22 protein-coding genes are annotated in these 26,894 nt (G+C 41.2%); 1 reads left to right on the top strand and 21 read right to left on the bottom strand.

Annotated features, from left to right (window positions below):
• Positions 1-5: 5 nt before the first annotated feature.
• The 13 genes from pknB to ACN6NE_RS05810 form a co-directional block, all read right to left on the bottom strand.
• Positions 6-2,051, bottom strand: coding sequence for a Stk1 family PASTA domain-containing Ser/Thr kinase (pknB, locus tag ACN6NE_RS05750; RefSeq protein ID WP_165351672.1), 2,046 nt, complete (start codon positions 2,049-2,051; stop codon positions 6-8).
• Between the two features lie 5 nt (positions 2,052-2,056).
• Positions 2,057-2,800: a Stp1/IreP family PP2C-type Ser/Thr phosphatase gene (locus ACN6NE_RS05755; protein WP_129704519.1), complete on the bottom strand. Its 744-nt coding sequence runs from the start codon at positions 2,798-2,800 to the stop codon at positions 2,057-2,059.
• A gap of 4 nt (positions 2,801-2,804) precedes the next feature.
• Entirely contained in the window at positions 2,805-3,896 is a 1,092-nt protein-coding gene (gene rlmN, locus ACN6NE_RS05760) for a dual-specificity RNA methyltransferase RlmN (protein WP_474324855.1), read from the bottom strand.
• Positions 3,897-3,898: 2 nt separating this feature from the next.
• Entirely contained in the window at positions 3,899-5,239 is a 1,341-nt protein-coding gene (gene rsmB / locus ACN6NE_RS05765) for a 16S rRNA (cytosine(967)-C(5))-methyltransferase RsmB (RefSeq protein WP_129704521.1), read from the bottom strand.
• Positions 5,232-6,170 carry a methionyl-tRNA formyltransferase gene (gene fmt / locus ACN6NE_RS05770; protein ID WP_129704523.1) on the bottom strand — a complete coding sequence of 313 codons (939 nt, stop codon included), beginning with the start codon at positions 6,168-6,170 and terminating at the stop codon, positions 5,232-5,234. The genes rsmB and fmt overlap by 8 nt, the downstream gene beginning before the upstream one ends.
• Before the next feature lie 10 nt (positions 6,171-6,180).
• Positions 6,181-6,654 (bottom strand): peptide deformylase, encoded by a 474-nt coding sequence (def, locus tag ACN6NE_RS05775; RefSeq protein WP_013084828.1) that lies wholly within the window; start codon positions 6,652-6,654, stop codon positions 6,181-6,183.
• A 70-nt stretch (positions 6,655-6,724) separates the two neighbouring features.
• Positions 6,725-9,139: a primosomal protein N' gene (gene priA / locus ACN6NE_RS05780; RefSeq protein WP_474324857.1), complete on the bottom strand. Its 2,415-nt coding sequence runs from the start codon at positions 9,137-9,139 to the stop codon at positions 6,725-6,727.
• Complete coding sequence (coaBC, locus tag ACN6NE_RS05785) at positions 9,136-10,353, bottom strand: bifunctional phosphopantothenoylcysteine decarboxylase/phosphopantothenate--cysteine ligase CoaBC (RefSeq protein ID WP_129704527.1); 1,218 nt, start codon at positions 10,351-10,353, stop codon at positions 9,136-9,138. Before coaBC ends, priA begins: the two co-directional genes overlap by 4 nt.
• Before the next feature lie 180 nt (positions 10,354-10,533).
• Entirely contained in the window at positions 10,534-10,755 is a 222-nt protein-coding gene (gene rpoZ / locus ACN6NE_RS05790) for a DNA-directed RNA polymerase subunit omega (RefSeq protein ID WP_013058926.1), read from the bottom strand.
• A gap of 2 nt (positions 10,756-10,757) precedes the next feature.
• Positions 10,758-11,372 (bottom strand): guanylate kinase, encoded by a 615-nt coding sequence (gene gmk / locus ACN6NE_RS05795; protein ID WP_013058927.1) that lies wholly within the window; start codon positions 11,370-11,372, stop codon positions 10,758-10,760.
• A 13-nt stretch (positions 11,373-11,385) separates the two neighbouring features.
• Positions 11,386-11,646, bottom strand: a complete 261-nt coding sequence (locus tag ACN6NE_RS05800) for a DUF370 domain-containing protein (RefSeq protein WP_013084831.1) — start codon at positions 11,644-11,646, stop codon at positions 11,386-11,388.
• 46 nt (positions 11,647-11,692) lie between these two features.
• Entirely contained in the window at positions 11,693-12,568 is an 876-nt protein-coding gene (locus ACN6NE_RS05805) for a YicC/YloC family endoribonuclease (RefSeq protein WP_129704529.1), read from the bottom strand.
• Between the two features lie 153 nt (positions 12,569-12,721).
• On the bottom strand, positions 12,722-15,400 hold the full coding sequence (locus tag ACN6NE_RS05810) for a calcium-translocating P-type ATPase, SERCA-type (protein ID WP_474324860.1): 2,679 nt from the start codon (positions 15,398-15,400) through the stop codon (positions 12,722-12,724).
• A 141-nt stretch (positions 15,401-15,541) separates the two neighbouring features.
• Between ACN6NE_RS05810 and ACN6NE_RS05815 the strand changes: the two genes are divergently transcribed.
• Positions 15,542-17,254 carry an Rqc2 family fibronectin-binding protein gene (locus ACN6NE_RS05815; protein ID WP_205654847.1) on the top strand — a complete coding sequence of 571 codons (1,713 nt, stop codon included), beginning with the start codon at positions 15,542-15,544 and terminating at the stop codon, positions 17,252-17,254.
• A 50-nt stretch (positions 17,255-17,304) separates the two neighbouring features.
• Here the strand turns inward: ACN6NE_RS05815 and pyrE are convergent, their stop codons facing one another.
• The 8 genes from pyrE to ACN6NE_RS05855 are packed head-to-tail and all read right to left on the bottom strand — an operon-like array spanning position 17,305 to position 26,814.
• On the bottom strand, positions 17,305-17,943 hold the full coding sequence (gene pyrE / locus ACN6NE_RS05820) for an orotate phosphoribosyltransferase (RefSeq protein ID WP_013058931.1): 639 nt from the start codon (positions 17,941-17,943) through the stop codon (positions 17,305-17,307).
• Positions 17,940-18,662, bottom strand: coding sequence for an orotidine-5'-phosphate decarboxylase (gene pyrF, locus ACN6NE_RS05825; RefSeq protein ID WP_474324862.1), 723 nt, complete (start codon positions 18,660-18,662; stop codon positions 17,940-17,942). Before pyrF ends, pyrE begins: the two co-directional genes overlap by 4 nt.
• On the bottom strand, positions 18,634-19,575 hold the full coding sequence (locus ACN6NE_RS05830; protein ID WP_474324864.1) for a dihydroorotate dehydrogenase: 942 nt from the start codon (positions 19,573-19,575) through the stop codon (positions 18,634-18,636). The genes pyrF and ACN6NE_RS05830 overlap by 29 nt, the downstream gene beginning before the upstream one ends.
• Positions 19,572-20,345: a dihydroorotate dehydrogenase electron transfer subunit gene (locus ACN6NE_RS05835; RefSeq protein WP_129704539.1), complete on the bottom strand. Its 774-nt coding sequence runs from the start codon at positions 20,343-20,345 to the stop codon at positions 19,572-19,574. The genes ACN6NE_RS05830 and ACN6NE_RS05835 overlap by 4 nt, the downstream gene beginning before the upstream one ends.
• The gene (carB, locus tag ACN6NE_RS05840; RefSeq protein WP_474324865.1) at positions 20,342-23,554 is read right to left on the bottom strand and encodes a carbamoyl-phosphate synthase large subunit; all 3,213 of its coding nucleotides are present in this window, start codon (positions 23,552-23,554) and stop codon (positions 20,342-20,344) included. Before carB ends, ACN6NE_RS05835 begins: the two co-directional genes overlap by 4 nt.
• Positions 23,554-24,639: a carbamoyl phosphate synthase small subunit gene (locus tag ACN6NE_RS05845; RefSeq protein ID WP_043976434.1), complete on the bottom strand. Its 1,086-nt coding sequence runs from the start codon at positions 24,637-24,639 to the stop codon at positions 23,554-23,556. Before ACN6NE_RS05845 ends, carB begins: the two co-directional genes overlap by 1 nt.
• Positions 24,624-25,913, bottom strand: a complete 1,290-nt coding sequence (locus ACN6NE_RS05850) for a dihydroorotase (protein WP_129704543.1) — start codon at positions 25,911-25,913, stop codon at positions 24,624-24,626. Before ACN6NE_RS05850 ends, ACN6NE_RS05845 begins: the two co-directional genes overlap by 16 nt.
• On the bottom strand, positions 25,876-26,814 hold the full coding sequence (locus ACN6NE_RS05855) for an aspartate carbamoyltransferase catalytic subunit (RefSeq protein WP_013058938.1): 939 nt from the start codon (positions 26,812-26,814) through the stop codon (positions 25,876-25,878). Before ACN6NE_RS05855 ends, ACN6NE_RS05850 begins: the two co-directional genes overlap by 38 nt.
• Between the last annotated feature and the right edge of the window lie 80 nt (positions 26,815-26,894).

A 26,894-nucleotide genomic window follows, 5' to 3' on the forward strand; every position in this document is an offset into this window, starting at 1 on the left:
TCCTATCACTCTGGATATTCAACGTCTTTTTCTTCAATAACTTCCCCGTCTCGGACAATTTTATAAGACGCTTTTTCATTTTCATCAACTAAAACATCGAACGATTCTTTTGTTGTTTCAGTAATCGTTAGTTCTTTAGCAGGAACAGACATATCGTTATCTGCATCTTCGATATAAATTTGTACTTTTTGCGGCTTTGGCTTTTCCTCTTCTGTTCCGGTGGCATCGCCTGTTTCCGTTACGTCGCCTTGTTCCGTGCTTGCTTCGGTGTCAGTCTCTTCTTTATACGGAATAGTCACATCCACTGACACCGTTTGAGGAGCTTTTGGCTCCTTGCCCATTGAGACCGTAATGGTGAGCTTATCACCTTGCTCGATACTCTGCTCCGCTGCAGGCTTTTGAGACATCACGAGACCTTTTTCAACAGTGTCGGAATACGCTGTTTTTACGTCCACTTCAATATCTTCATCTGATGCATAATCTTTTACGCTTTTTTCCGTCCAGCCCGAGAAATCCTTTAATGTAATCTTCGGCGGACCCTTACTTACCCATAGCGTAACCGTTGTATCTTCCGGCACGACTTGTTCAGTTTCTTTAGGCGTCTGATCTGTAATATTGCCTTTTGGTTCTGTGCTTTCAACTTCGATGGATTGGATATCTTTATAATTCTGCTTTTCTAACAGACTTTTTACTTCCGTAAAGCTTCTTCCAATGTACCTGTTAAATGCTTCTTTTTTCTTTCCTGTACTTCGATAAATAATGACGTTAGATCCTTCTTTGATAACGTCTCCCGCTTCTGGCATCGTTTTAACCACGTCGCCTTCTTCCACCTCATTATCGGATATATCTTTAGGATTCTTCACTTTAAAGCCTAAAGAAACTAAATCGGTTACTGCTGATTCATAATCTTGATTATGTAAATCAGGAACCTTTACGTCTTTTGGCAGTAATAAAGCTGGAATAAATGTAACGGCGGCTACGCTAGCAGCTGCCAGCAGCAAAAAAATTAAAACAAGCGTTACAATCAGCTTGCTTTTGCCTTTTTTCTTTTTCTTCTTTTTTTTCTTCGGCTTTAACTCTTCTTCCTCTTGTTCTTCGCGCTCTAAGTGAGGTGGTTTTCTCACAGGTACGTGCGTTTCTTCGGATTCAACAAAATCCTCCTTAATAACTGGAATGGCTTTTGTCACTTCTTCATCATCAGGCACCGTAAACCTTTGTTCATTATAACGATTTGGATGAACAGCAGACTGTAAATCCGCTTCAAGTTCTTCGACGGAACTGTATCGGTAAAATGGATCTTTAGTTGTTGCTTTTAATACAACATTCTCCACGCTTTGAGGGATAGATGGATTCCACCTTTTGGGAGAAGGTGTTTCTGTCTGTAAATGTTTTAATGCAATTGACACAGCCGATTCCCCAGAAAAAGGGACTCGACCCGTTAGCAATTCAAATAGGACGATGCCAAGCGAATAAATATCAGAACGCTTATTCGCAAGCCCTCCCCTTGCCTGTTCAGGAGATAAATAATGAACAGAGCCCAAAACAGAATTAGTATGCGTAATGGTTGTAGAACTTAGTGCTACGGCAATGCCGAAGTCAGTAACTTTAATGGTATCATCATGATCAATTAAAATATTTTGAGGCTTAATATCCCGGTGAATAATTCCGTACTGATGAGCATGGGCAATAGCTGATGTAATCTGCGTCATAATATGTATGGCTTTATCAAGAGATAGTGGTGATTCTTGCAGAATGTATTGCTTTAATGTCATACCCGGTACATATTCCATGATGATATAGTAAATATCTTCTTCTTCTCCAACATCATAAATACTGACAATATTAGGATGAGCAATACTCGTAGCAGATTGTGCTTCTCGATGGAAACGCTTTATAAACGCATCGTCACTTGCAAAGTCTAAACGAAGCACTTTAATTGCCACATCACGATCCAAAATCATGTCGCGACCTAAATAGACGTTTGCCATTCCGCCTCCACCAATTACTTGCAATACCTTATAACGGTCGTTTAGCCGTCTACCTATTAGCAACACTCTCACCCACTTTCAGATGTAAAGTCCACAATTGCAAGTGTAATATTGTCTTCTCCACCAAGCTCATTTGCTAATTGAATCAGGCTCGTACCCTTTTCGTGAAGTGATGAACTTGTGGATAACGTTTCGTTCAGCTTTTGTTCCGTTACCTTATTTGTCAGTCCATCTGAACATAATAATAATCGATCTTCTTTTTCCACTTCAATTGTTTTTACATCTAAACTAACGTTTTCTTCGGTACCTAGTGCTCGCAATAAGATATTTTTTCGTGGATGATGCTCAGCATCTTCTTTTGTGATTTGACCATTTTTTACGAGTTCATTCACAAGAGAATGATCTTCTGTTACTTGTTGAAATCCATATTCATTTGAAATATAGCATCTGCTGTCTCCTATATTGCCAATCGCACAAAACGTATCGGCGCATAAAGCAAGTACAACTGTTGTACCCATCCCTTTACATTCTTCATGCTTCTGAGCATACTGATAAATATCTTGATTAATTTGCGAAATATGCGTACGAATCCACTGCGTCGCCTTATCAGGAGACGTTACTTTGTCCGCTTCTTCCCACGCTATTTGCAATTTTTGAACCGCCATCTCACTGGCGACGTCGCCAGCTCGATGACCTCCCATACCATCAGCCACAATTGCAAGCAGCTGATTGTGTTGGTTCAAAAATACCCCTCCGTTATCTTCATTGTGTTGTCTAACTCTCCCTCGGTCTGTCATGAAGACAGTTGCCATACAATCACCTCGTCTCTTCTTTACGCTCCTTCGCACGCAATTGGCCACAAGCTGCATCGATATCATGACCTTGCTCACGTCGAATAGTCACGTTAACGCCACGCTTTTTAAGCGTACGTTCAAATGCAAAAATCTGTTCACGCGGTGTACGAACATAATCACGCTCAGGCACATAGTTTACCGGAATCAAGTTCACGTGACATTTAACGTCTTTAATCAAATCCGCTAATTCCTCGGCATGCTCTACTTGATCGTTTACGCCTCCGAATAGACCATACTCAAAGCTAATACGTCTTCCCGTTTTATCCGTATAATATTTAATGGCTTCCATCAAATCAGGAAGTTTGTACGCACGGTTAATCGGCATTAAGCGTGAGCGGATCTCATTGTTTGGAGCGTGAAGTGAAATCGCAAAATTGATTTGCATTTTTTCATCAGCAAACTTATAGATTTTCGGAATGATCCCACTTGTCGATACTGTGATATGACGTGCACCAATATTTAATCCATCATCACTGTTAATTGTTTTTAAGAAGCGCATCATTTCATCATAGTTATCAAACGGCTCCCCAATACCCATAATTACGACAGAGCTCACGCGTTCTCCTTGTTCATCTAGCGCTTTTTGTACTTTTACTACTTGCGCTACGATTTCTCCAGCTTCTAAGTTACGCTTTAAACCTCCAAGAGTAGACGCACAGAACGTACAGCCGATGCGACAGCCAACTTGAGTCGTTACGCAGACAGAATTTCCGTATTCATGACGCATAAGCACTGTTTCAATCGTATAACCGTCATGGAGTTCGAATAAAAACTTCATCGTGCCGTCCCCAGACGTTTGCTGAACAACTGTTTTTAATGTCGTTAATGCAAATTTGTCTTTTAATTGTTCACGTAATCCTTTAGATAAGTTTGACATATCGTCAAAGTCCGTTACGCGTTTAACATATAACCAGTCAAAAATTTGTTTAGCACGGAACTTCTTATCTCCGTGTTCCACTAACCAATTTTCTAGGTCGTGCATTTCTAATGAATAAATAGATGGTTTTTGCGGTTTTTCTTCTGCTTTTGCTTTTCTTTTAGCTACTTCTTCCATTTTTACACCTTCTTCTGTAAACATGCAATATAAAATCCATCGCTTTGTGCATCTGGCAGCAATTGAATTTCACCATGTTTTACGTTTTGTTTAAGCTTTTGCGGCATGCGTGCAGCGAGTGTTTCATCTTTTTGAAAATCAGCATGATCTGCTAAAAATGCTGCTACAACATCCCCATTTTCATCACGGTCAATTGTACATGTACTATATACAAGGGTCCCACCTTTTTTTAATAAAGGCGCAACCGCATTTAAAATATCTCGTTGAATACGCGCCAGCTGCTTTACATCTTGCTCAGTTTTTGTATATTTCAAATCAGGTTTACGTCTCATTACACCAAAACCTGAGCACGGAGCATCTACTAAGATGCGGTCAAACATTTCTTTATTAAACTGTTCGCCTGCTTTGCGGCTGTCTTGAACCGTCGGCTCAATATTGGTAAGATGCAGACGCTCTGCCTGCTGGGCAATCAGCTTTACTTTATGGTCGTGAATGTCCAAGGAAATAACTTTACCACTGTTTTTAAGCTGCTCTGCAATATGAGTTGATTTCCCTCCCGGTGCAGCACAGCTATCTAAAATTAGCTCTTCTGCCTCTGCACCGAGCGCATGAGCCACTAACATAGAGCTTTCATCTTGAACGGTAAACATTCCTTCACGAAATGCTTGTGTATGAGCTGCATTTCCTTTTTGAACTTCTAGCGCTTCTTCTACAAAATGGCCTGGTTCTACAACAATACCTTCTTTTTCAAGCGCTTCTTTTACTTCATTTTGCGTAAAACGTGCACTGTTTACTCGGATTGTTTGTTTAGGGGCCATTAAATTAGCTAAACAGATTCCGCGTGTTTTGTCCAATCCATATTGTTCCACCCAGCGTTTTACAAGCCACAATGGGTGACTCGTTTCAATCGCCAACCGCTCCACAGGATTTTGTATTTCTTCTAAAGAAGGCGTGCCGCTGCGCTGAATATTTCGTAAAACGCCGTTTACCATTGAGGCAATTCCTTTGTGACCGCGTTTTTTGGCAATTTCTACTGCTTCATGAAGGATTGCCCGGTCTGGCACTCGGTCTAAATACACCATTTGGTAAAGAGATAAACGAAGCAGCACTCGCACCCAAGGCTGAAGCTTTTTTGGATTTTTCAAGAAAGGCGCTAACCCGTAATCTAACGTATCACGTCTTTGAATCGTTCCATACACAATTTCTGTTAACAACCCTGCATCCTTTCCTTGAATACCACGTTTTTGTATGCTGTTATTTAACAATAGATTGCTGAATGCCTGATTTTTTTCAATAGCTAGTAAAATATCTAAAGCTATGTCTCGAACGTTGTACTTACTCATTGACATCCCCTAATGCTGTTCCGACTTCAACGGATGTACCTCGTAAATACTGTGCTGCATCCATACGTTTTTTTCCAGCCGGCTGAAGTTCCGTCACTTTAATAGCTGTTTCATTTCCAGTTGCTACTATAAATCCATCCTCTTCAAGTGATAAAACGGTACCCGGTTTGCCTGATGCAGATACTTTCTCTCCCCACCAAATTTTCATGACCTGACCGTCTGCTGTTGTATAAGCAACCGGCCAAGGGTGAAGTCCGCGGATATGGTTATAAATTTCTTCTCCTGTACGGGCCCAATCAATTTTCTCTTGTTCACGCTTAATATTAGAAGCAAATGTCGCTTCGTCATCGTTTTGTTTAACCGGCGTAATTTCACCTTTTACAAGAGAAGGAATGGTTTCTGAAAGCAATTTTGCACCAGCAGCGCTGAGTTTATCATGAAGTGTGCCTACGTGATCACGTTCTTCAATCGGAACTTCTACCTGTGTTAAGATATCACCTGCATCTAATTTTTCTACCATATACATAATTGTAACACCAGTTTTCGGCTTACCTTGTAGAATTGAATAGTGAATCGGCGCGCCTCCGCGCAGTTCAGGTAACAGAGAAGCATGCACGTTAATACAGCCGTATTTAGGCGCTTCTAAAATAGGAGTTGGTAAAATTTGACCAAAAGCCGCTGTTACAATTAGGTCAGGCTCATACGCTAATACTTGCTGATATTCTTCTTCTAAACGAATCTTTTCTGGCTGCAGTACAGGTATTTCATGTTTTAACGCCTCAACTTTTACAGGAGGAGGTGTTAATACGCGCTTGCGTCCTTTTGGTCGGTCCGGCTGTGTAACCACTGCGACCACTTCATATCCATCTTTAAGTAATGTTTGTAAAACCGGCACTGAAAAATCCGGCGTTCCCATAAATACGACTTTCATCGTGTAAAACCTACCCTTCTAGTTCATCCTCTTCGTAATACTTTGTTACTTTTTCCGTGAACAATACACCGTGTAAATGATCAATTTCATGTTGAATTGCTCGTGCTAAAAAACCTTTTGCTTCTATAAAATAAGGTTTTCCTTTACGATTTTGCGCACGTACTTTCACATAATCAGCTCGAGCCACGTCACCAAAAAGGCCCGGAAAACTTAGGCAGCCTTCTGGACCGATTTGTTCGCCTCGTTGCTCAATAATTACCGGATTAATTAACTCAATTTTACCGTGTCGGTCGTCCACGTCTACCACTGCCACCTGCTGCAGAACTCCTACTTGAGGAGCAGCTAGACCCACACCGTCTGCTTCAAGCATTAAATCATACATGCCGTTTAGTAATTTAGCTAATTTATTATCAAAGTTTTTAACGACTTCACACTCTTGTTCAAGTACTTCATTAGGATGGTAAACAAGCTTAAGCTTAGCCAAATAAGCACCTCCTTTATTCTTTTTATTTATATCCAAAAAGCTTCTTCTTTAACGCCATCAAGACGACTAGTTACATCATCGAGTATGGATTCAAATCAATTGTAATCATTAAATTTCCCTTCTGCATTTCCGCTTGATAACGTTCTAATATATATTTCAACAGCGGAATCAGGCTTGGTTCCAGCTTGTATTTTAACATGCATTGATAGCGATATCTATCTTTTATCTTAGCAATCGGAGATGCGACTGGCCCTAAGATCGTTGTTTGCGGCGAAAGTTTCTGACTCAGATACTGCGAAATTTTGTCTGTAACAGACACCACTTTTGCAATATTTTCATGAGATACCGTTACAAGCGCCAAGTAAAAGAAAGGCGGATATTTATGCATTTTACGAATTTCCATCTCCTGCTTATAAAACGCATCGTAATCATGCTGACTCGCAAGTTGAATGCTGTAGTGTTCAGGCGTGTACGTTTGAATCACTACTTCTCCTGGAAGTTTGTGGCGTCCTGCTCTTCCGCTTACTTGTGTTAAAAGCTGAAACGTTTTTTCAGATGCACGAAAGTCAGGTAAATTCAGCATCGTATCTGCTGTTAAAACGCCTACAAGCGTGACGTTTGGAAAATCCAGTCCTTTCGCAATCATCTGCGTCCCTAATAAAATTTGCGCTTCTCCACTTGCAAACTTGTTCAGGAGCTTTTCATGCGCGCCTTTTCGGCTTGTCGTATCAACATCCATTCGAACGACTCTAGCCTCAGGCAGCACTTTTGTTAATTCTTCTTCCACTTTTTGTGTACCAGACCCGAAAAAGCGGATATGTTCGCTGTGACATTCTGGGCACTCAGTGTGCACATGTTCTTCGTGTCCGCAGTAATGGCATTTTAATTTATTTTGATAGCGGTGATACGTTAGTGAAATTTCACAGTGCTCACATGTCGGAACGTAACCGCAGTCCCTGCACATAACAAAAGAAGAATGACCTCTTTTATTTAAAAATAAAACGATTTGCTCCCCTTTTTCCAAACGGTCTTTCATCTTTTCAAACAGCATAGTTGAAAACATAGAGCGATTGCCGCTGCGAAGCTCTTCTCTCATATCAACGATATCCACCGAAGGCATTGATGACTTATTCATTCTTTGCTTTAACGTCAGTAGCTTATACACACCTTTTTGCGCTCTTGCAAAAGACTCAAGCGTTGGTGTTGCACTTCCTAAAATGACTGGACACTGATGATGCTGCCCTCGGTAAATAGCTACATCTCTTGCATGATAACGGGGGTTTTCTTCTTGTTTATAACTCGTCTCATGTTCTTCATCGATAATAAGAAGGCCCAAATTTTCAAATGGAGCAAATACAGCTGAGCGGGCCCCTACTACAACGGATACTTCTTTTCGCTGAATTTTTCGCCATTCATCGTATTTTTCTCCAGTAGACAAGCCGCTATGAAGTACAGCAACTTTTGAGCCGAATCGCTCTTTAAAACGCTTGACCATCTGAGGGGTAAGTGAAATCTCCGGAACAAGCATAATCGCTTCTTTCCCTTTTTTTAGCACTTGATCAATTGATTGGAGATACACTTCTGTTTTTCCGCTTCCGGTTACTCCATACATTAAAAACACATCGTGAAGATTTTCTTCGATGTCATACAGAATCGGTGCGATTGCCTCAGCTTGTTCATCGGTCAATTGAAATGGCTGTGATGGTGTAAAGTATCGATCTTGATAAGGGTCACGGTATATTTCAATTTCCGTTTCCGCTAAGAGTCCTTTGTTAATCAGCGCTTTTATAGGAGCGGAGGTAATCTGCAAATCTTCCGCTATTTCTTTTATGGCTACTTCTTCATTTCGATTCAGCATAAAAGACAGCACTTGTTTTTGCTTTTCTGCCTGCTTATTTAACTCGCTCATAAACTGCTGAATTTCTTCAAGGCTTTGATTCAGTTTTACGCCTTTTGTCGTTTTTTTGTTTCCTTTGTTTTTAACGACGTAGACGACTTCAATTAGACCTTTTTGAATATCACGGTGAAAAGCAGGAGCAGCGGCTGTTTTTTCTACTTCACTCCACTTCAGCGAGGATCTTGACTGAAAAAACGGCTTTACTTGCTCATGAAGCTGTTCGTATGCCTCTTTTGAAAGGAGTGACAGTTCTTTATCATATTTTGCTTTCATCGCCGCAGGCAGCATAACTTGAAAAGCCGATATCATAAAACAAAGCGTTTTTTCGGTTAGCCAGTGCCCAATCTCTAACAGTTCGGGAGTCAGAACCGGCGTTAAATCAAGCAAGTCAGCGATTGGTTTAACACGCTTAACTTCAGCCTCTTCTTTAAGAGCCACCACAAACCCTTGAACTTTTCTAGGACCAAACGGAACGACAACTCGCATACCCGGAACAATAATTCCTTTCCATTTGTCAGGAATAGCGTAGTCAAAAGCTCGATCTGTTTGCTTAGCAGCCACGTCCACAATTACACTAGCTACACTCATTTTTTCAGCCCTTCTAACATTTCCTTCACTTCTTTTAACACCTCGGTAGCTACATCGTGTTTTGAAAGAATGGGAAGTTCTTTAGACTCTCCGCTTCGCTTATAGAGCGTTACAATATTTGTGTCCGTCCCAAAACCTGCTCCTTCTGTCGTCACGTTATTGGCTACAATCATATCCAAGTTTTTAGATGCAAGTTTCTTTTGTGCATATTCATCCACTTGTTCTGTTTCTGCTGCAAAGCCGACTAAAAGCTGGTGTTCTTTTCTCTCTCCAAGCGTGCGTAAAATATCTGTTGTTCTCTCTAGCTCTAGCACTGCTTCACCAGGCTGCTTTTTCATCTTTTGATCAAACACATGCTTTGGTCGGTAATCTGCCACTGCGGCTGATTTAATGACAACATCTGCTTCATGATAGTGCTGCATAACAGCTTCAAGCATCTGCTGCGCACTTTCAATTTGAACAACCTGCACTCCTTTTGGATATTCTAAATTCGTCGGTCCCGTTACAAGTGTTACCGATGCGCCTAATTTACCAGCTTGTTCTGCAAGGGCATAGCCCATTTTCCCAGTAGAGCGATTGGTGAAAAATCGGACGGGATCAATGCGTTCTACCGTAGGTCCTGCTGTAACCAATACATTCACACCTTCAAGGATCTTTTGTGTATGTGATGCTTGTGAAAAATAAGATCCGATTAGTGAAACAATTGTTTCTGGCTCTTCAAGACGACCTTTTCCTACATAACCGCATGCCAAATACCCTTCTCCAGGTTCTACAAAAGAGTAACCAAATGATGAAAGAGTGCTCATATTTTTTTTAACGGCTGGATGATCGTACATATGAACATTCATTGCAGGTGCAATCCACACAGGTGCAGTAGCAGCCAGCAGCGTTGTGGAAATCATATCATCTGCAAGACCATTTGCTATTTTCCCTATCATATTTGCCGTAGCAGGAGCTACTAAAATTAAATCAGGCCAATCTGCTAAATCAATATGTGCAATCACAGATGGATCTTTTTCATCAAACGTATCTGTATAAACTGGGTTTCGAGACAGAGCTTGAAACGTAAGCGGCGTTACGAACTCGCATGCTGAAGCAGTCATCATTACTTTAACTTCCGCTCCCGCTTGTACTAATTTACTTGTTAAAGCTGCGGCTTTATATACGGCGATTCCGCCGCTAACACATAATAAAATTCGTTTTCCCTTCATCATTATGCCCCCATCTATTTATCCCGCTCAACCAGCATCCGCTTGTTTACTCGGGTAACTATCTAAAGCTTTTCAATTCAATTATTATACCATTTTTGTAGTGAGACATTCACTATCCTGCTTGAACACAGATAAAAGCATCAAAAAAATAACAACCTATAAAGTAGGTTGTTATTTTTTCACTTACTGATGTTTAGAATCTTCTTCTGCTACACCTTGCTTATAGCTTAATTGTTCAGCATTAATTTCTTCTAAAGCACAGCCTACAAACTTATAAGAAACCGGCTTTTCAATCGGCGTATCATTGTGAAGCTGTAATTGACGTGCACGTTTTGCAGCTACTGTCACAAGCGTGTACTTAGAATCTAATTTTTCCATTAGGGAATCAATTGATGGATAAAGCATGTTTATTCTACCTCCAGCATTCTTTTATAGCGCGCAGAAATACGATCACGACGGCAGTGTTCAGCCGTTACGATAGCACGGATGCGAGCACAAGCATTTTCTACTTTGTCATTTTCTACAACATAATCGTAGGCGTCCATAAGTTCAATTTCTTCTTTTGCCACGCGCATACGGTTATTGATTAAATCTTCTGTTTCAGTACCGCGGTTTACGATACGACTTTTAAGCTCTGATAAACTCGGCGGTGCCAAGAAGATGAACAAACCTTCTGGAAATGCTTCTTTCACTTGAAGAGCACCTTGCACTTCAATTTCTAGAAATACGTCTTTTCCTTCAGATAACGTTTGTTCTACATAATCAACCGGGGTACCGTAGTAGTTACCTACGTATTCAGCCCACTCTAATAATTTCTTGTTTTCAATCATGCGCTCAAACTCTTCGCGTGGTTTGAAAAAGTAGTCAACGCCGTCTACTTCACCTTCGCGCGGCTTTCTTGTTGTTGCAGAGATAGAATACTGCAATTTAATGTCTTCTTGCTCAAACAATGCTTTTCGTACCGTTCCTTTTCCAACACCTGATGGTCCGGAAAGAACAATTAATAAACCTCTTTCAATCATCGGTTCAAGTGACCTACCCTTCTAATAATTCTTCTTTGTTTATAAGTCGCTGTGACACAGTTTCTGGCTGTACAGGAGCTAAAATAACATGATCGCTATCCATAACAATAACAGATCGTGTTTTACGTCCTTGCGTTGCATCTATTAAAGAGCCTCGATCTTTTGCATCTTGAATAATGCGTTTGATTGGAGCTGATTCAGGATGAACGACAGAGATTATACGATTAGAAGAAATAAAATTTCCAAATCCAACGTTCACTAATTTACCGCTCATAAGAAGCCTCCTGCTATACCAATATAATCTTTATCTTACACGAAGGCTATTCAATATTTTGAACCTGCTCTTTTATGCGTTCTAATTGTGCTTTCATACTAATAACATACTGAGCAATAGTACCATTGTTTGCCTTCGCACCGATTGTATTCATTTCACGATTCAGCTCTTGAACAAGAAAATCCAGCTTGCGTCCTACTGAATCAGGTGTATTTAATGCTTGAATAAATTGTGAAACATGACTTTGAATTCGCGTAAGTTCTTCGCTAATATCTGCTTTTTCAGCAAAAATAGCTACTTCAGTCAGCACTCGCTGCTCATCGAAAGTACCTTCTAAATAGTCGCTCAGCTTTCTTTTAATACGCTCGCGATATTGTTCAGCAACTTCAGGAGCAAGCCGTGTAATTTTTTCGCGAATGTCTTGAATATCCTGTAAGTACCCCATTAAATCGTGATACAGCTCTGATCCCTCTCGTTTTCGCATATCCACTAACTGATGCACAGCAGCTTCAACGGCTTCAAAGATTGCACCATGAATACTCGTCTGATCAGCTTCTTCTTCATAAGTTGTCATCACTTCAGGCATGTGTAAAATGTCTTGAATTTGAACAGATTGTGACAGACCATGCTTTTCTTGTACTTGCTGCAACGCATTCATATATTCCTCAAGCAGCTGCCAATCCGTCTGCAGTTTCTTTTTTGCCATTTCTTCACCTGAAATAGTAACAAATACTTCTACTCTACCACGTTTTATGTATGTTTGAACGATTTTTTTTATTTTATCTTCAATTTCAATTAATTGTCTTGGCATACGAACAACAATTTCACAAAAACGATGATTAACAGACTTCATTTCGACTGTTACTGATCGATTTTCCGCTTCCGCTTTTCCGCGGCCAAAACCAGTCATACTTTTTATCATTATCATCACATCCACTATGTACATCTTACATAAAAAGTATCATAAAAGAAAGTGTTAGCAAAAAAAAGAAATCTCTCTTCTTTATTCAACCTGTAAAGGCTGCCTTCATGAGTTTTCTCATTTGGGACAGCCTGTATTAAAGTATATCACAATTTATGAAGGTTTTCTTGTTAAAAGTGAACCGGCAAGTAAAAAAGTTGGAAGGCTTGCAAGTCCTAAAATAACGAGCCATTCCCGCGGTGCAATGGCCATTGTATGGAAAATAGGCTGCAGCGGCGGATAGTAGATGGCCACCAGCATAAGGATAATAGATGAAATAACAGCTCCTACAAGATATAAGTTCTGAAATGGATTGCGATCAAAGATTGATTTTTCACTTCGGCAGTCAAATACGTGAATAAGCTGGGCCATGACAAGTGTGGCAAATGCAATCGTCTGTGCATACTGCAGCCGATCTGGGTCATTGTCGTAAACAATCATGAATGCAGCAAGTGTAGCAGCTCCAATTAAAAATCCGCGGCTGACTACTTTCCACCCCAACCCTCTTGCAAAGATACCTTCACGCGGATGCCTTGGATGGCGCTTCATCACGTTGTCCTCTGGTTGGTCTAAGCCAAGAGCCATCGCAGGCAAACCGTCTGTTACTAAGTTTACCCATAGTATTTGAATGGGCACTAGCGGAAGTGGAAGTGCTAAAATCATCGCAAAGAGCATAACTAAGATTTCTCCTACATTTGATGCAAGCAAGTAACGGATAAACTTTCGAATATTTTCATAGATGTTTCGTCCTTCTTTGATCGCTGATTTAATAGTAGCAAAATTATCATCAAGCAAAACGAGTGAAGACGCTTCTTTTGCTACGTCTGTCCCGGTGATGCCCATCGCGATGCCTATGTCTGCTGCTTTAATAGCCGGTGCATCATTTACGCCGTCGCCCGTCATGGCTACAATGTGATCTTTTGCTTGAAGAGCTTTAACAATTTTAAGTTTATGCTCAGGTGATACCCTGGCATATACGTAAACATCATCCACTACTTCTTCTAGCTCTTCCTGCGTCATTTTGGATAAATCCGTTCCTTCCAAGACTTGACCGTTTTTCGGTAGAATGCCTAGCTGTTTTGCAATCGCCTGTGCTGTAATGACGTGGTCACCTGTAATCATAACGGTTTTGATTCCTGCGTCTCGGCATTCTTTGACCGCTTGCTTGACTTCTGGTCTTGGCGGATCAATCATTCCTTGAAGCCCGAGGAAAGTCAGGTCTTTTTCCGCTTCGTTCTCTGTATGAACGCTCTCATGGTCTCCTAACGGCCGATAAGCAATAGCAATGGTTCGAAGCGCTTGGCTAGCTAACTGATCAATCGCTCCTTTCACTTCATTATGAACCGTTACCGACAGCGTTTGTTGTCTGCTTTCCCACAAAATATTTTTGCTGTTTATAAGCAGCACATCCGGAGCACCTTTTGTTATGACATAGCGCTTATTAGATGCGTCTTCAATGACTACACTCATCATTTTACGCGTTGAATCAAATGGAAACTCTTCAATAATCGTAAACTGCTTTTGAATGTTTTCTTTTGTCAGCCCCGCTTTCATCGCGGCAACAAGCAAAGCCGCTTCAGTAGGATCCCCGTCGATGACATATTCTTTATCTTTTCTCGAAATAGACGTTTGATTGCAAAGCAGACCAAACACCAAAAGCTGCTGAAGCGGTTTTTCACTCCGTGTATCAACTTCTCTTTCCTCTCGCGAAAATACGCCCGTAGGTTCATACCCTGTCCCTGATACCCTCCACGTCATTCCTCCTGACCAGAGGTGAGTAACCGTCATTTTATTTTGCGTTAATGTGCCCGTTTTGTCTGAGCAAATGACTGACGCGCATCCTAGTGTTTCAACAGCAGGAAGTTTGCGAACAATGGATCTTTGCTTAATCATGCGCTGTACACCAAGAGATAGCGCCACGGTTACGATGGCAGGAAGACCTTCGGGTATGGCAGCAACAGCTAAGGAAACTCCCGCTAAGAACATACTGTATAAATCATGACCTTGCAGCACACCAATCCCGACAACTAATACAGTAAGTGCAAGAGCTACAACTATTAAAATTTTGCCTAATTGCTCTAACTTCCGTTGAAGAGGAGTAATCATGGCTTCAGCATTTTGAAGCAAATCAGCAATTTGTCCCATCGCTGTTTTCATTCCAATCCCTACAACGATACCTGTTCCGCTGCCTCGCGTCACAAGCGTACCCATAAACGCCATATTGTCCTGATCTCCAAGCGGCACTTCATCTCCTGGCAAAGCTTTTATTTGCTTGGCAACAGGCAAAGACTCTCCCGTAAGCGCTGATTCTTCAATTTCTAGACTTTTAGCTTCCATAATCCGAAGGTCAGCCCCGATACGGTCTCCGCTCGAAAACTTTACAATGTCTCCTACTACCAGCTCTTTAGATGGTAACTTAACCCATTTCCCTTCACGCATAGCTGCTACTTGAGGAGCAGAAAGCTCTTTTAAGGCATGAAGAGATTTTTCTGCTTTTCTTTCTTGAAAAAAACCTAGAAATCCATTAATTACTACAATGGCAATAATAGCAATCGCATCGATGTATTCGCCTAAAAGCCCTGAAATAAGTGTGGCAGCTAGTAAAACCAGCACCATAAAATCTTTAAACTGCTCTAGAAACACAAGAATGGCCGGTTTTTTCTCTCCTTCAGTCAATTCATTAAATCCTTGTTGCTGCTGACGTGCTTTTACTTCTTTGTGTGTAAGACCATGCTGCCTGTCTGTTTTTGTTACTTCTACTATTGCTTTTTCACCTAATTCATACCATTTCATTGCATCTTTTCACACCCTTTTATTTGTAAATGCACCTATTAGATTGTTACAATCTTATATCGTATGCTTATTCAGACTCGTCCTAAAAAATGCTATACTTTTCTATAGGACAATTTTCAATTACTTAAGGATGTGAGCACTATGTCATTTGACGGTATTTTTACATATGGCATTTTACAAGAATTATCTGAGACCTTGGTTTCAGGACGAATTTCAAAAATATATCAGCCTTTTCCAAACGAGTTGATTTTACAAGTACGCGCTAAAGGTGAAAACCGCAAACTTTTAATCTCAGCTCACCCTAACTATTCACGCGTTCATTTTACAAATGAGCCCTATGAAAATCCATCTGAGCCTCCTATGTTTTGTATGCTTCTTCGCAAACATTTAGAAGGAAGTATTATTGAACAAGTGTATCAGCTTGGATTAGACCGCATTTTAGTCATTGAAACAAAAGGACGAAATGAAATTGGCGACGTGACGTACAAGCAGCTTATTATTGAAATCATGGGAAGACATAGTAATGTTGTACTTGTAGATAAAGAAAAACAAACGATTATCGACAGTATTAAGCACGTTCCAATGGCCTTGAACAGGCACCGTACGCTTCTGCCCGGAGCTCCTTACGTACTGCCTCCTAGCCAAGATAAGCTTCACCCATTTGAAGCGGACGAGGAAACCGTGGTTAAAAAAATTGATTTTAATAGCGGAAAGTTAGCGACTCAGCTAGTGCAAACCTTCTCGGGGCTTTCTCCTTTAATTGCAAATGAAGTGGTGTTTCGCTCTGGCTTAGCGAATCGTTCTACCCTTCCAAAATCATTCGTCGAAACGATGAAGCTGATCAAAGAAGGTCAGTTTACACCGACTCTGACAACAGTTAATCAAAAAGACTACTTTTATTTACTGGAATTAACGCATTTAGAGGGTACGAAAAAAACGTATGCAACCATCAGCGAGCTTCTTGACCGCTATTACTACGGGAAAGCAGAGCGAGATCGTGTAAAGCAGCAAGCGCATGATTTAGTACAGTTTATTTCTACCGAGAAAAAGAAAAATGAGAAAAAAATAAAAAAACTTGAGCAAACGCTGCAAAATGCAGAAAAAGCATCTGATTACCAGCTAGCCGGTGAACTCCTTACCGCAAATTTACACCTTGTCAAAAAAGGAGATGCGAAAGTGGATGTGATTAATTATTACGACGAAAATAGTGGTACGCTCACCATTTCATTAGATCCGCAAAAATCACCGTCTCAAAATGCTCAAAGCTATTTTACAAAGTATCAAAAAGCGAAAAATTCCGTTTCGATTGTAATCGAACAAATTGAAAAAGCAAACGAAGAAGTACAGTATTTTGAATCACTTATTCAGCAAATGGATACTGCTACTCACAAAGACATTGCGGAGATTCGTGAAGAGCTTGTGGAAGAAGGGTATTTGCGCAACCGTCAGCAAAAACAAGCGAAAAAACAAAAAAACAACACGCCTACACTTGAACAATACGTTTCAAGCGACGGCACGACGATTTTAGTTGGAAAAAACAATAAGCAAAATGAGTATTTAACCAATCGCCTTGCTGCTCGTGATGACGTTTGGTTTCATACAAAAGATATACCGGGTTCTCACGTTGTTATCCGCAGCCAAGAGCCTTCAGAAGAAACAATTTTAGAAGCGGCTCACCTTGCTGCTTACTTTAGTAAAGCTAAAAATTCAAGTTCAGTACCCGTGGACTATACAAAAATTCGCCACGTCAAAAAACCAAGCGGTGCTAAACCTGGTTTTGTAACGTACGATAACCAGCAAACGGTGTACGTAACGCCTAGCGAAGAACTTGTACTGAAGCTGCGTCAGTCATAATAAAAACCCCCTTTCTATATAGAAAGGGGGTTTTATTATATAGATCTAGTTTAGTTCATCCATGAAGGGTCTGAAGGGTTTTCACGCCATTTAAATAGCTTGTCCATCGCTTCTTCTTCAATGTATCCCGCTTCGTTTGCCGCTTCTACTAGCGTAGAGTAGTCTGTTAGCGAATAAACTTGAAGTTCTTTTTCTTTAAACAGCTGACGCGCTTTTTCCAGCTCATATGTAAAGATAGACACAACTCCCAGCACTTCACACCCCTGCGCTTTTAATGCATCGACTGCGGTAAACACACTTCCCCCAGTTGAAATCAAATCTTCAATCACAACTACTTTTTGACCTTTTGTTACTTTTCCTTCGATTTGATTTCCTTGGCCATGTTCTTTTGCTTTGCTTCGCACATAGCACATTGGAAGCTCTAGAGCTTCACTTACCCATGCTGCATGAGGGATACCAGCTGTAGCGGTACCAGCAATCACTTCTGCATTGGCAAAATACGTTTTAATTAAATGCTGCAGACCTTTTGCAATTTCTTTTCGCACTTTCGGGTAGCTAAGCGTTAGACGGTTGTCACAATAAATAGGTGACTTAATTCCAGAGGCCCACGTAAACGGCTCGTTTGGTTGAAGGCTTACTGCCTCAATATCAATTAATTGTTTTGCAATTTCTTTTCGTAGTTTTGTCATCGCGTAATACGCTCCCCTTTCCACTGCTGTAACATCTCATAATATGCTTTAAGCGGGTCTTTTGCTTTAGTAATAGAACGTCCAACGACAATGGCACTTGAGCCATATTCTCTCGCTAGCTGAGGTGTTGCCACACGGACTTGGTCATCTACTGAATCTGTGCCCATACGAATACCCGGCGTTACGGTCAAAAAGTCCTCTCCTGCTGCTTTTCGAATCGAAGGCACTTCATGAGTAGAACATACAACGCCGTCAAGTCCACTTTTTTTAGCAAGCGCTGCATAATGCGTAACCACTTCTTGCATCGAGTGTGTAATGAGCTGCTGCTCTTTTAGCATTTCATCAGATGTACTCGTTAGCTGAGTAACCGCAATACAGTCCGGGCGCTTTTTGCCGGGAGCGGTTCCTAAGTCAAGTCCTTCAACGGCTGCTTGCATCATGTTCATTCCGCCCGCTGCGTGAACGTTAACCAAATCCACTTCAAGAGAAGCTAAAGACTTCATCCCTTGCTTTACCGTATTTGGAATATCATGAAGCTTTAAGTCTAAAAAGATTTGGTGGTTTTGCTCTTTTAATGCAGAAATAATGGATAACCCTTCTTTATAAAACAGTTCCATGCCTACTTTCACAAATAATGACTCTTGTTGAAAAGGCATTAAAAACTGCTTTACATCGTTAATTGATGAAAAATCAAGAGCAATGATTAACGGTTGCTTCACGCTTTTTCCAGCTCCTTCCGATACATTCTGAAACATGCTCGTATCCTAATGATGTTAATAGCCTTGGCAGTTCGTCAATGATGGTTGGGCATACATACGGGTCAACAAAGTTTGCTGTACCAACCGCCACTGCACTTGCACCTGCATATAGGAACTCGAGTGCATCTTCAGCAGTCGTCACTCCGCCCATACCGATAATTGGAATGTTCACTTTTTGGCTCACTTCATATACCATTCGAATCGCTACAGGTTTAATTGATGGGCCTGACAGTCCGCCTGTGCCGTTCGCTAAAACCGGCTGAGCTGTTTTCAAATCCAGACGCATCCCGAGAAGCGTATTGATCATCGTTAAGCCATCCGCACCAGCTTCTTCAACAGCCATCGCCATGTCTACAATATTGGATACGTTTGGTGATAGTTTAACATAAACTGGAACATTTGAAACATCTTTTACTGCTTTCGTTAAACGAGCAGCAATGACAGGATCTACGCCAAACGCAATTCCGCCTTCTTTTACGTTAGGACATGAAATATTCAATTCAAGTGCTTTTACATTTGATACGGTTGAAATTTCTTTTGCCACGTGCATATATTCTTCAATTGAAGCACCGGCTACGTTCGCGATAATCGGCACATCATATTGCTGAAGCCAAACGAGCTCTTCGTTCATTACTTTTTCTAACCCAGGATTTTGTAATCCAATCGCATTTAACATTCCTGCAGATGTTTCCGCTACGCGAGGAGTTGGATTGCCAAAACGAGTGTCAGCAGTAGTCGCTTTAATCATAATGGCTCCAAGTGTATCAAGTGAATAAAATTGAGCATACTCACGCCCAAATCCAAAACAGCCGGATGCTGGCATAATTGGATTTTTCAAATCTAATCCTGGCAATGTCGTTTTTAGCATACTCATAGAAGCACCTCCCCTGCTTGAAAGACGGGACCGTCGCTGCAGATTTTTTTATACGCCGTAGAATCTTCACTTTCTCTGCATACACATGCAAAACAAGCTCCGATTCCACAACCCATTCTTTCTTCTAAAGAAATGTAAAGCGGCTTGTTTGTATAATTATTTTCTAGTGCTTTCAACATCGGAGTTGGACCGCATGAAAACATAACATCATATGAAAACTGCTGCTCGTCAATCACCGTTGTGACAAAACCTTTTGTTCCGTAAGAGCCGTCTACCGTTGCAATATATGTTTCTCCTAAAGCTAAAAACTCTCGCTCGTAAAATACGTCTGCTTTTGATTGAAAGCCTAAAACGTGAATAACCTGCACGCCTTTTTCACGAAGTCTTTTTGAAAGCTCATAGAGCGGAGGCACTCCAATGCCTCCCCCTACTAATAAAGCCGTTTGACCTGACTCTATGGCATCTAATGGAAAACCTTGGCCAAGCGGACCTAACACGTCAATCGACTGTCCTGCTTGTTTTTCGGCAAGCAGCGATGTTCCCGCCCCTTCTGCACGGTAAATCATCGTAAATTGTTCGTGCGTTTGGTCAATTTCTGCAATACTGATTGGTCTGCGAAGCAGTGGCAAATAGTCGTTGTTGACGCGGATATGCACAAACTGCCCCGGCTCATTCATGAAACGAACAAGCTCGCCTTGAAGGGTTAATTCATATACATTGTGTGTTAACGGTCGCTGACTGACGACTTGCATCATTTCATGTTTGATCATACGGTTGTCACCTCTTTAGTTGGACGAACTTTTTTCATTGGTGTTGTATGGAAGCTGATCGTTTCAAGCACTCGTAAAATCGCTTCTGCTGTATCAAGTGATGTTAAGCAAGGCACACCATTTTCAACTGCTTCACGGCGAATTTTAAATCCATCACGCGCAGGCTGTTTTCCTTTTGTTAGCGTGTTGATGACAAGCTGCGCCTCACCTTTTCGTATCACATCTAAAAGATTGTGATCTTCATGATGAATTTTATTTACTACTTTTACGCGAATGTCTTCTTTTGTAAACGTTGAAGCTGTTCCTTCCGTTGCAATTACCTGATAGCCGATGTTAGCAAAACGCTTCGCTAGCGCTGTTGCCTCTTCTTTATCTTTATCCGCTACTGTCATAAGTACTGAACCGTACGGCTTAATGGACATACCTGACGCAATTAGTCCTTTATATAATGCTTTTTCGTACGTTGAATCTTGCCCCATTACTTCTCCAGTAGATTTCATTTCAGGTCCAAGCGTAATATCTACGCGACGCAGCTTTGCAAATGAGAAGACCGGCACTTTTACGTAGACACCTTCTTCTTCAGGGTGCATGCCTGATTCATAACCAAGCTCTCGCAAACTTGTTCCTAAAATAACTTTTGTTGCCACATTCGCCATCGGAATACGCGTAATTTTACTTAAGAACGGCACCGTACGGCTTGAACGAGGATTTACTTCAAGAACAAACACTTCTCCTTTTGATAAGACGAACTGAATGTTGAGCAGTCCAATAATGTTTAAGCCTTTTGCAATACGTGTTGTGTAATCAATGATTGTATCTTTTACATCCTGTGACAGAGTTTGCGGTGGATATACAGCAATGGAGTCACCTGAGTGTACACCCGCGCGCTCTACATGTTCCATAATCCCTGGAATAACCACTGTTTCACCGTCTGAAATGGCATCGACTTCAATTTCTTTTCCAGTTAAGTAGCGGTCGATTAACACAGGGTGATCAGCGTGTACTTTTACCGCGTGTTTCATATAGTGAAGCAGTTCTTCTTCTTTATACACAATTTCCATTGCGCGTCCGCCTAGTACATATGAAGGTCGTACAAGCACCGGATAACCAATTTCTTTTGCCACAACCACTGCTTCTTCTACGGATGTAACCGTCTTTCCAAGAGGCTGAGGTACTTCTAAACGCGCTAGCGTCGCTTCGAATTTTTTACGGTCTTCCGCTGCATCTAAGCTTTCAAGCGACGTTCCTAAAATCTTGACCCCTCTTGCTTCTAGCTCGTCTGCTAAGTTGATTGCTGTTTGACCACCGAACTGTACAACCACACCTTCTGGTTTTTCTAAATCGATGATATGCATCACATCTTCAATCGTCAGCGGCTCGAAGTATAATTTATCTGAAATACTGAAGTCAGTTGATACTGTTTCTGGATTGTTATTAACAATAATCGCCTCGTATCCAGCTTCTTTAATCGCCCACACGGAGTGAACTGTTGCATAGTCAAACTCAATTCCTTGTCCGATGCGGATTGGACCTGACCCTAACACTACAACGCTTTTACGATCTGTAACAATCGATTCGTTTTCATCTTCAAACGTACCGTAGAAATATGGTGTTGTAGATTCAAATTCAGCTGCACATGTATCTACTGTTTTGTACACTGGCATCACGCCATTTTGTTTGCGGAAGTCATATACTTCACGCTCTGTTTGATTCCATAGCTTAGCAATCGTGCAGTCTGCAAATCCCATTTCTTTTGCTTCCTGTAAAATTTCTATGTTATGAATCTCTTCTTTTAACACATTTTCAAAAGCAATCACTTTTTCAAGTTTTACTAAGAAGAAGAGATCGATTTTGCTCCACTCGTGAATTTGCTGAATCGTTACGCCGCGGCGAATCGCTTCTGCGATGTAGAATAATCGCTCATCACCAGCTTTGCGAATACGTTTTTCAATAATTGCATCATCAAATTCATGCGCATCTTTCAGCTCTAAGTGATGAACGTTTGACTCTAGTGAGCGTACGGCTTTTAAAATTGACTCTTCGAACGTGCGGCCAATTGCCATTACTTCACCTGTTGCTTTCATCTGTGTACCGAGTTTACGGTTAGCTGATTCAAATTTATCAAACGGCCAGCGTGGAATTTTAGATACGATGTAATCTAGTGCCGGTTCGAAACATGCGTATGTCTTCCCAGTTACCGGGTTCATCATTTCATCTAATGTTAAGCCTACCGCAATTTTTGCTGCTAATTTTGCAATTGGATACCCTGTTGCTTTTGATGCTAAAGCCGATGAGCGGCTTACACGAGGGTTTACTTCAATTACGTAATACTGGAAGCTTTCTGGGTCTAGTGCTAGCTGAACGTTACATCCGCCTTCGATTTTAAGCGCTCGGATAATTGTTAGTGAAGCATTTCTAAGCAGCTGATACTCACGGTCGCTTAGCGTTTGGCTTGGTGCTACAACAATTGAATCTCCCGTATGAATACCGACCGGATCAAAGTTTTCCATATTACATACTACGATTGCATTATCGTTTGCATCGCGCATTACTTCATATTCAATTTCTTTAAAGCCTGCAATGCTTTTCTCAAGTAAGCACTGTGTTACAGGACTGTGTTTTAATCCACTTGTTACAATTTCAATCAACTCTTGCTCGTTGTTACAAATTCCGCCTCCCGTACCGCCAAGCGTATAAGCAGGACGCACGATTACCGGATAGTTTACTTGTTCAACAAACGCATATGCTTCGTCTAACGAATGAATGATTTCACTTGCTGGGACAGGCTGATTTAGTTCATTCATCAGTGAACGGAACTGCTCACGGTCTTCAGCTTGTTCAATCGCTGATAATTTTGTCCCGAGAATTTCTACATTAAATTCTTCTAAAATACCCGTTTCGTGTAATTCTACCGCTAAGTTCAGTCCCGTTTGACCGCCAAGCGTTGGAAGCAGTGCATCAGGGCGTTCTTTACGAATAATTGAGCTTACAAATTCAACCGTTAGAGGTTCAATATATACTTTATCTGCCATTTCTGAGTCTGTCATGATTGTTGCAGGATTGGAGTTCACAAGAATAACTTTGTATCCTTCTTCTTTTAGCGCAATACACGCTTGCGCTCCTGCATAGTCAAACTCTGCCGCCTGTCCGATGACGATTGGTCCTGATCCGATTACGAGAATTGTGTTAATATCTTGACGTTTTGGCATTAGCAATTACCTACTTTCTGATTGTTTTTCATAAGATTCATAAATTCGTTGAACAATCCGTTTGCATCTTCAGGTCCCGGTGATGCTTCAGGGTGATATTGAACCGTAAATGCCGGATATTCTTTATGCTTTACTCCTTCAACTGTTCCATCGTTAAGCGCAACGTGCGTCACTTCTAATGGCGTGTTGACAAGAGATGGTTCACATACTGTATAGCCGTGGTTTTGAGATGTAAGAGCTACTTTATTGGTTTTTAGATCCTTTACAGGATGGTTGGATCCACGATGACCAAATTTCATTTTTTCTGTATCTGCTCCGCATGCTAGCGCAAACAGCTGATGTCCTAAACAAATTCCGAAAAGAGGAACCTTTCCTAAAACCCCTTGAATCATCTCGATTGCTTCAGGTACGTCTTTTGGGTCTCCAGGTCCGTTGCTCAACATGATGCCATCTGGATTTAATTGAAGAATTTCTTGCGCAGTTACGTTATAAGGAACCACAATCACGTCGCATTGACGAGCTGTTAATTCGCGTAAAATTCCGTGTTTCATTCCAAAGTCAACGAGTACCACTTTTTTACCTCTGCCTGGGCTTGGGTAAGGCTTCACTGTTGATACTTTTTTAACTGAATCAGTCGGAAGTTCATGATTTTGAAGCTGTGCTACCACTTCTTCTACATTGACTTCCATGTTGCATACGCGTCCGCGAAGCGCACCGTGCTGACGAATTTTTCTCGTTAATTTTCTCGTGTCGATTCCAGCTAATCCTGGAATATCTTTTTGTTTTAAAAATTCATCTACTGATAGTTCGCTTCTGAAGTTTGAAGGAGCATCACAAATTTCTTTTACAATCAAACCGTGTACAGCTGGTTCAATCGACTCAAAGTCATCGCGGTTAATACCGTAGTTTCCGATTAAAGGATATGTTAATGTCACAATTTGTGCACAGTATGATGGATCAGATAGAATTTCTTGATATCCTGTCATTCCCGTGTTGAAAACAACTTCTCCTGTCATTTCTTTGTCGCTGCCGAATCCTTTTCCGATAAATACTGTTCCATCTTCTAAAATTAGTTGACGTTGCATGCTTTAACATCCTCCCATACTCGTTTACCTTCTACTAATGTCATTACCGGCCAACCTTTGCATACCCAGTTAGCAAACGGCGTATTTTTACCTTTTGATACAAATTCTTCTGGATTAATTGCTTTTTCTGTTTCAAGATCAATGATAGTTAAATCTGCTGGTTTCCCTACTTCGATGGTGCCATAAGGAAGGTTGAACGTCTCAGCAGGCTTGTTTGTTAAATATGATACTAGCTGCTCTAGCGTCATTACCTCTTTTAATACCAAGTTTGTATAAAGAAGCGGGAAAGCTGTTTCAAGTCCCACAATCCCAAACGGCGCAAGCTCCATGCCTTCCGCTTTTTCGCCCGCTGTGTGCGGTGCATGATCAGTGGCGATAAAATCAAGCGTTCCGTCTAATAAAGCTTCAATTAATGCCTGTTGATCATCTTTTCCTCGAAGCGGCGGATTCATTTTAAAGTTTGAATCAAGCCCAGGGATGTCTTCCTCATTTAGAAGTAAATGATGAGGCGTTACTTCTGCGGTTACGCGAATGCCTGCTTTTTTTGCATCCCGAATGGCGCGAATGGATTCTTTTGTACTTACGTGACACACATGGTAGTGACAGTTTGCTGCTTCAGCAAGCAGTACATCTCGTGCAATTTGAACGGCTTCACAGATAGAAGGGATACCGTTTAGTCCATGTTCTTTTGCAAATTTTCCGTCGTGGACGCAGCCTTTGTTGATTAAATCATTATCTTCACAGTGTGCAACGATTGCTTTATTTAATGAAGCGGCTTTTTTCATCGCTTCTAGCATCATTCCTGTTGACTGAACGCCTACTCCATCATCTGTAAAAGCAAATGCGCCCGCTTCTTTTAAGCCTTCAAAGTCCGTTAGTTCTTTTCCTAATTGGCGAGTGGTAATCGATGCGTATGGCAATACGCGAACATGTGCTGTTTCTTCAATACGTTTGTTTACCCACTCCATTTGTTCAACAGTATCCGGAACTGGACGCGTGTTTGGCATTGCAGCAATTGCTGTAAAACCGCCCTTTGCCGCTGCTAGAGTACCCGTTTCAATCGTTTCTTTCTTTTCTCCCCCTGGCTCGCGCAAGTGAACGTGGACATCGATTAAACCCGGTGATAAGAAGTTCCCGCCTGCATCAATGACTTCTTCATTCTCTACGTCGATGTGTGAAGCTATTTCAGCAATTACACCATTTTCAATTTTCAGTTCGACTTGTTCAATTTTTCCTTCATTTAACCATGTAGCATTTTTGATAATTGTTGTCATTATTAAGTCCCCTTTCAATTGGTTGTAGCGCTCTTGCTAATACTGCCATGCGAATGTACACGCCATTTTGCATTTGTTTAAAAATTCTTGATCGTTCACATTCAACGAGCTCATCTGCAATTTCGACTCCCCTGTTTACAGGAGCTGGATGAAGGATAATGCTATGTGATTTCATTTTTCGCTCTCGTTCAACGGTTAATCCGAAGCGGCTGTGGTAGTTCTGTGCAAGCTCTGAAGTGTTCTCTTCATGCCTTTCAAATTGAATACGCAGCAGCATCACAACATCGACCGTTTCGATTGCTTCATCGATATCAAGATATGTACCGTGTCTGTTCTCTTCATCTTTCCATTCTTCAGGTCCCGCAAAATATACGGTCGCCCCTAGTTTTGTCAGCATTTCAGCATTCGATCTCGCTACGCGGCTATGTCGCAAATCTCCGACTATTGCGACTTTTAATCCTTTAAACGAGCCGAACTCTTGGCGAATCGTCAGTAGATCAAGCAGACACTGAGTTGGATGCTGACCGCATCCGTCTCCTGCATTAATGATGGGAATCGATACTTTTTCCTGCAGTGCTTCATAATAACGATCTTGCGGGTGGCGAATAACAACTGACTGAACGCCGATTGAAGCTAATGTTTCAATCGTGTCATAAAGCGTTTCTCCTTTTTGGACGCTTGAAGTTGTTACTTCAAACGGAATTGTTGTTAATCCTAGCTGCTGTTCTGCCATTTCAAAGCTGCATCGAGTACGCGTGCTCGCTTCAAAAAATAAGTTGGCAACAAACATTTTCTCTTCCGGTTTCCATCCTTGTTTATTCGTTCGATAGTTTTCAGCGCTGTCTAAAATCTCTAGAATTTCATTTGTTTCTAGTGTTGAGACTGTCACTAAATGTTTCATATCGATTCCCTCCATTTTTGCTTTCCTCGCATTTCTTTATAAAAAACACCCTTTCTAACTTAGAAAGGGTGTAAGAAAAC

The organism is Priestia sp. 53B2, assembly GCF_056099005.1.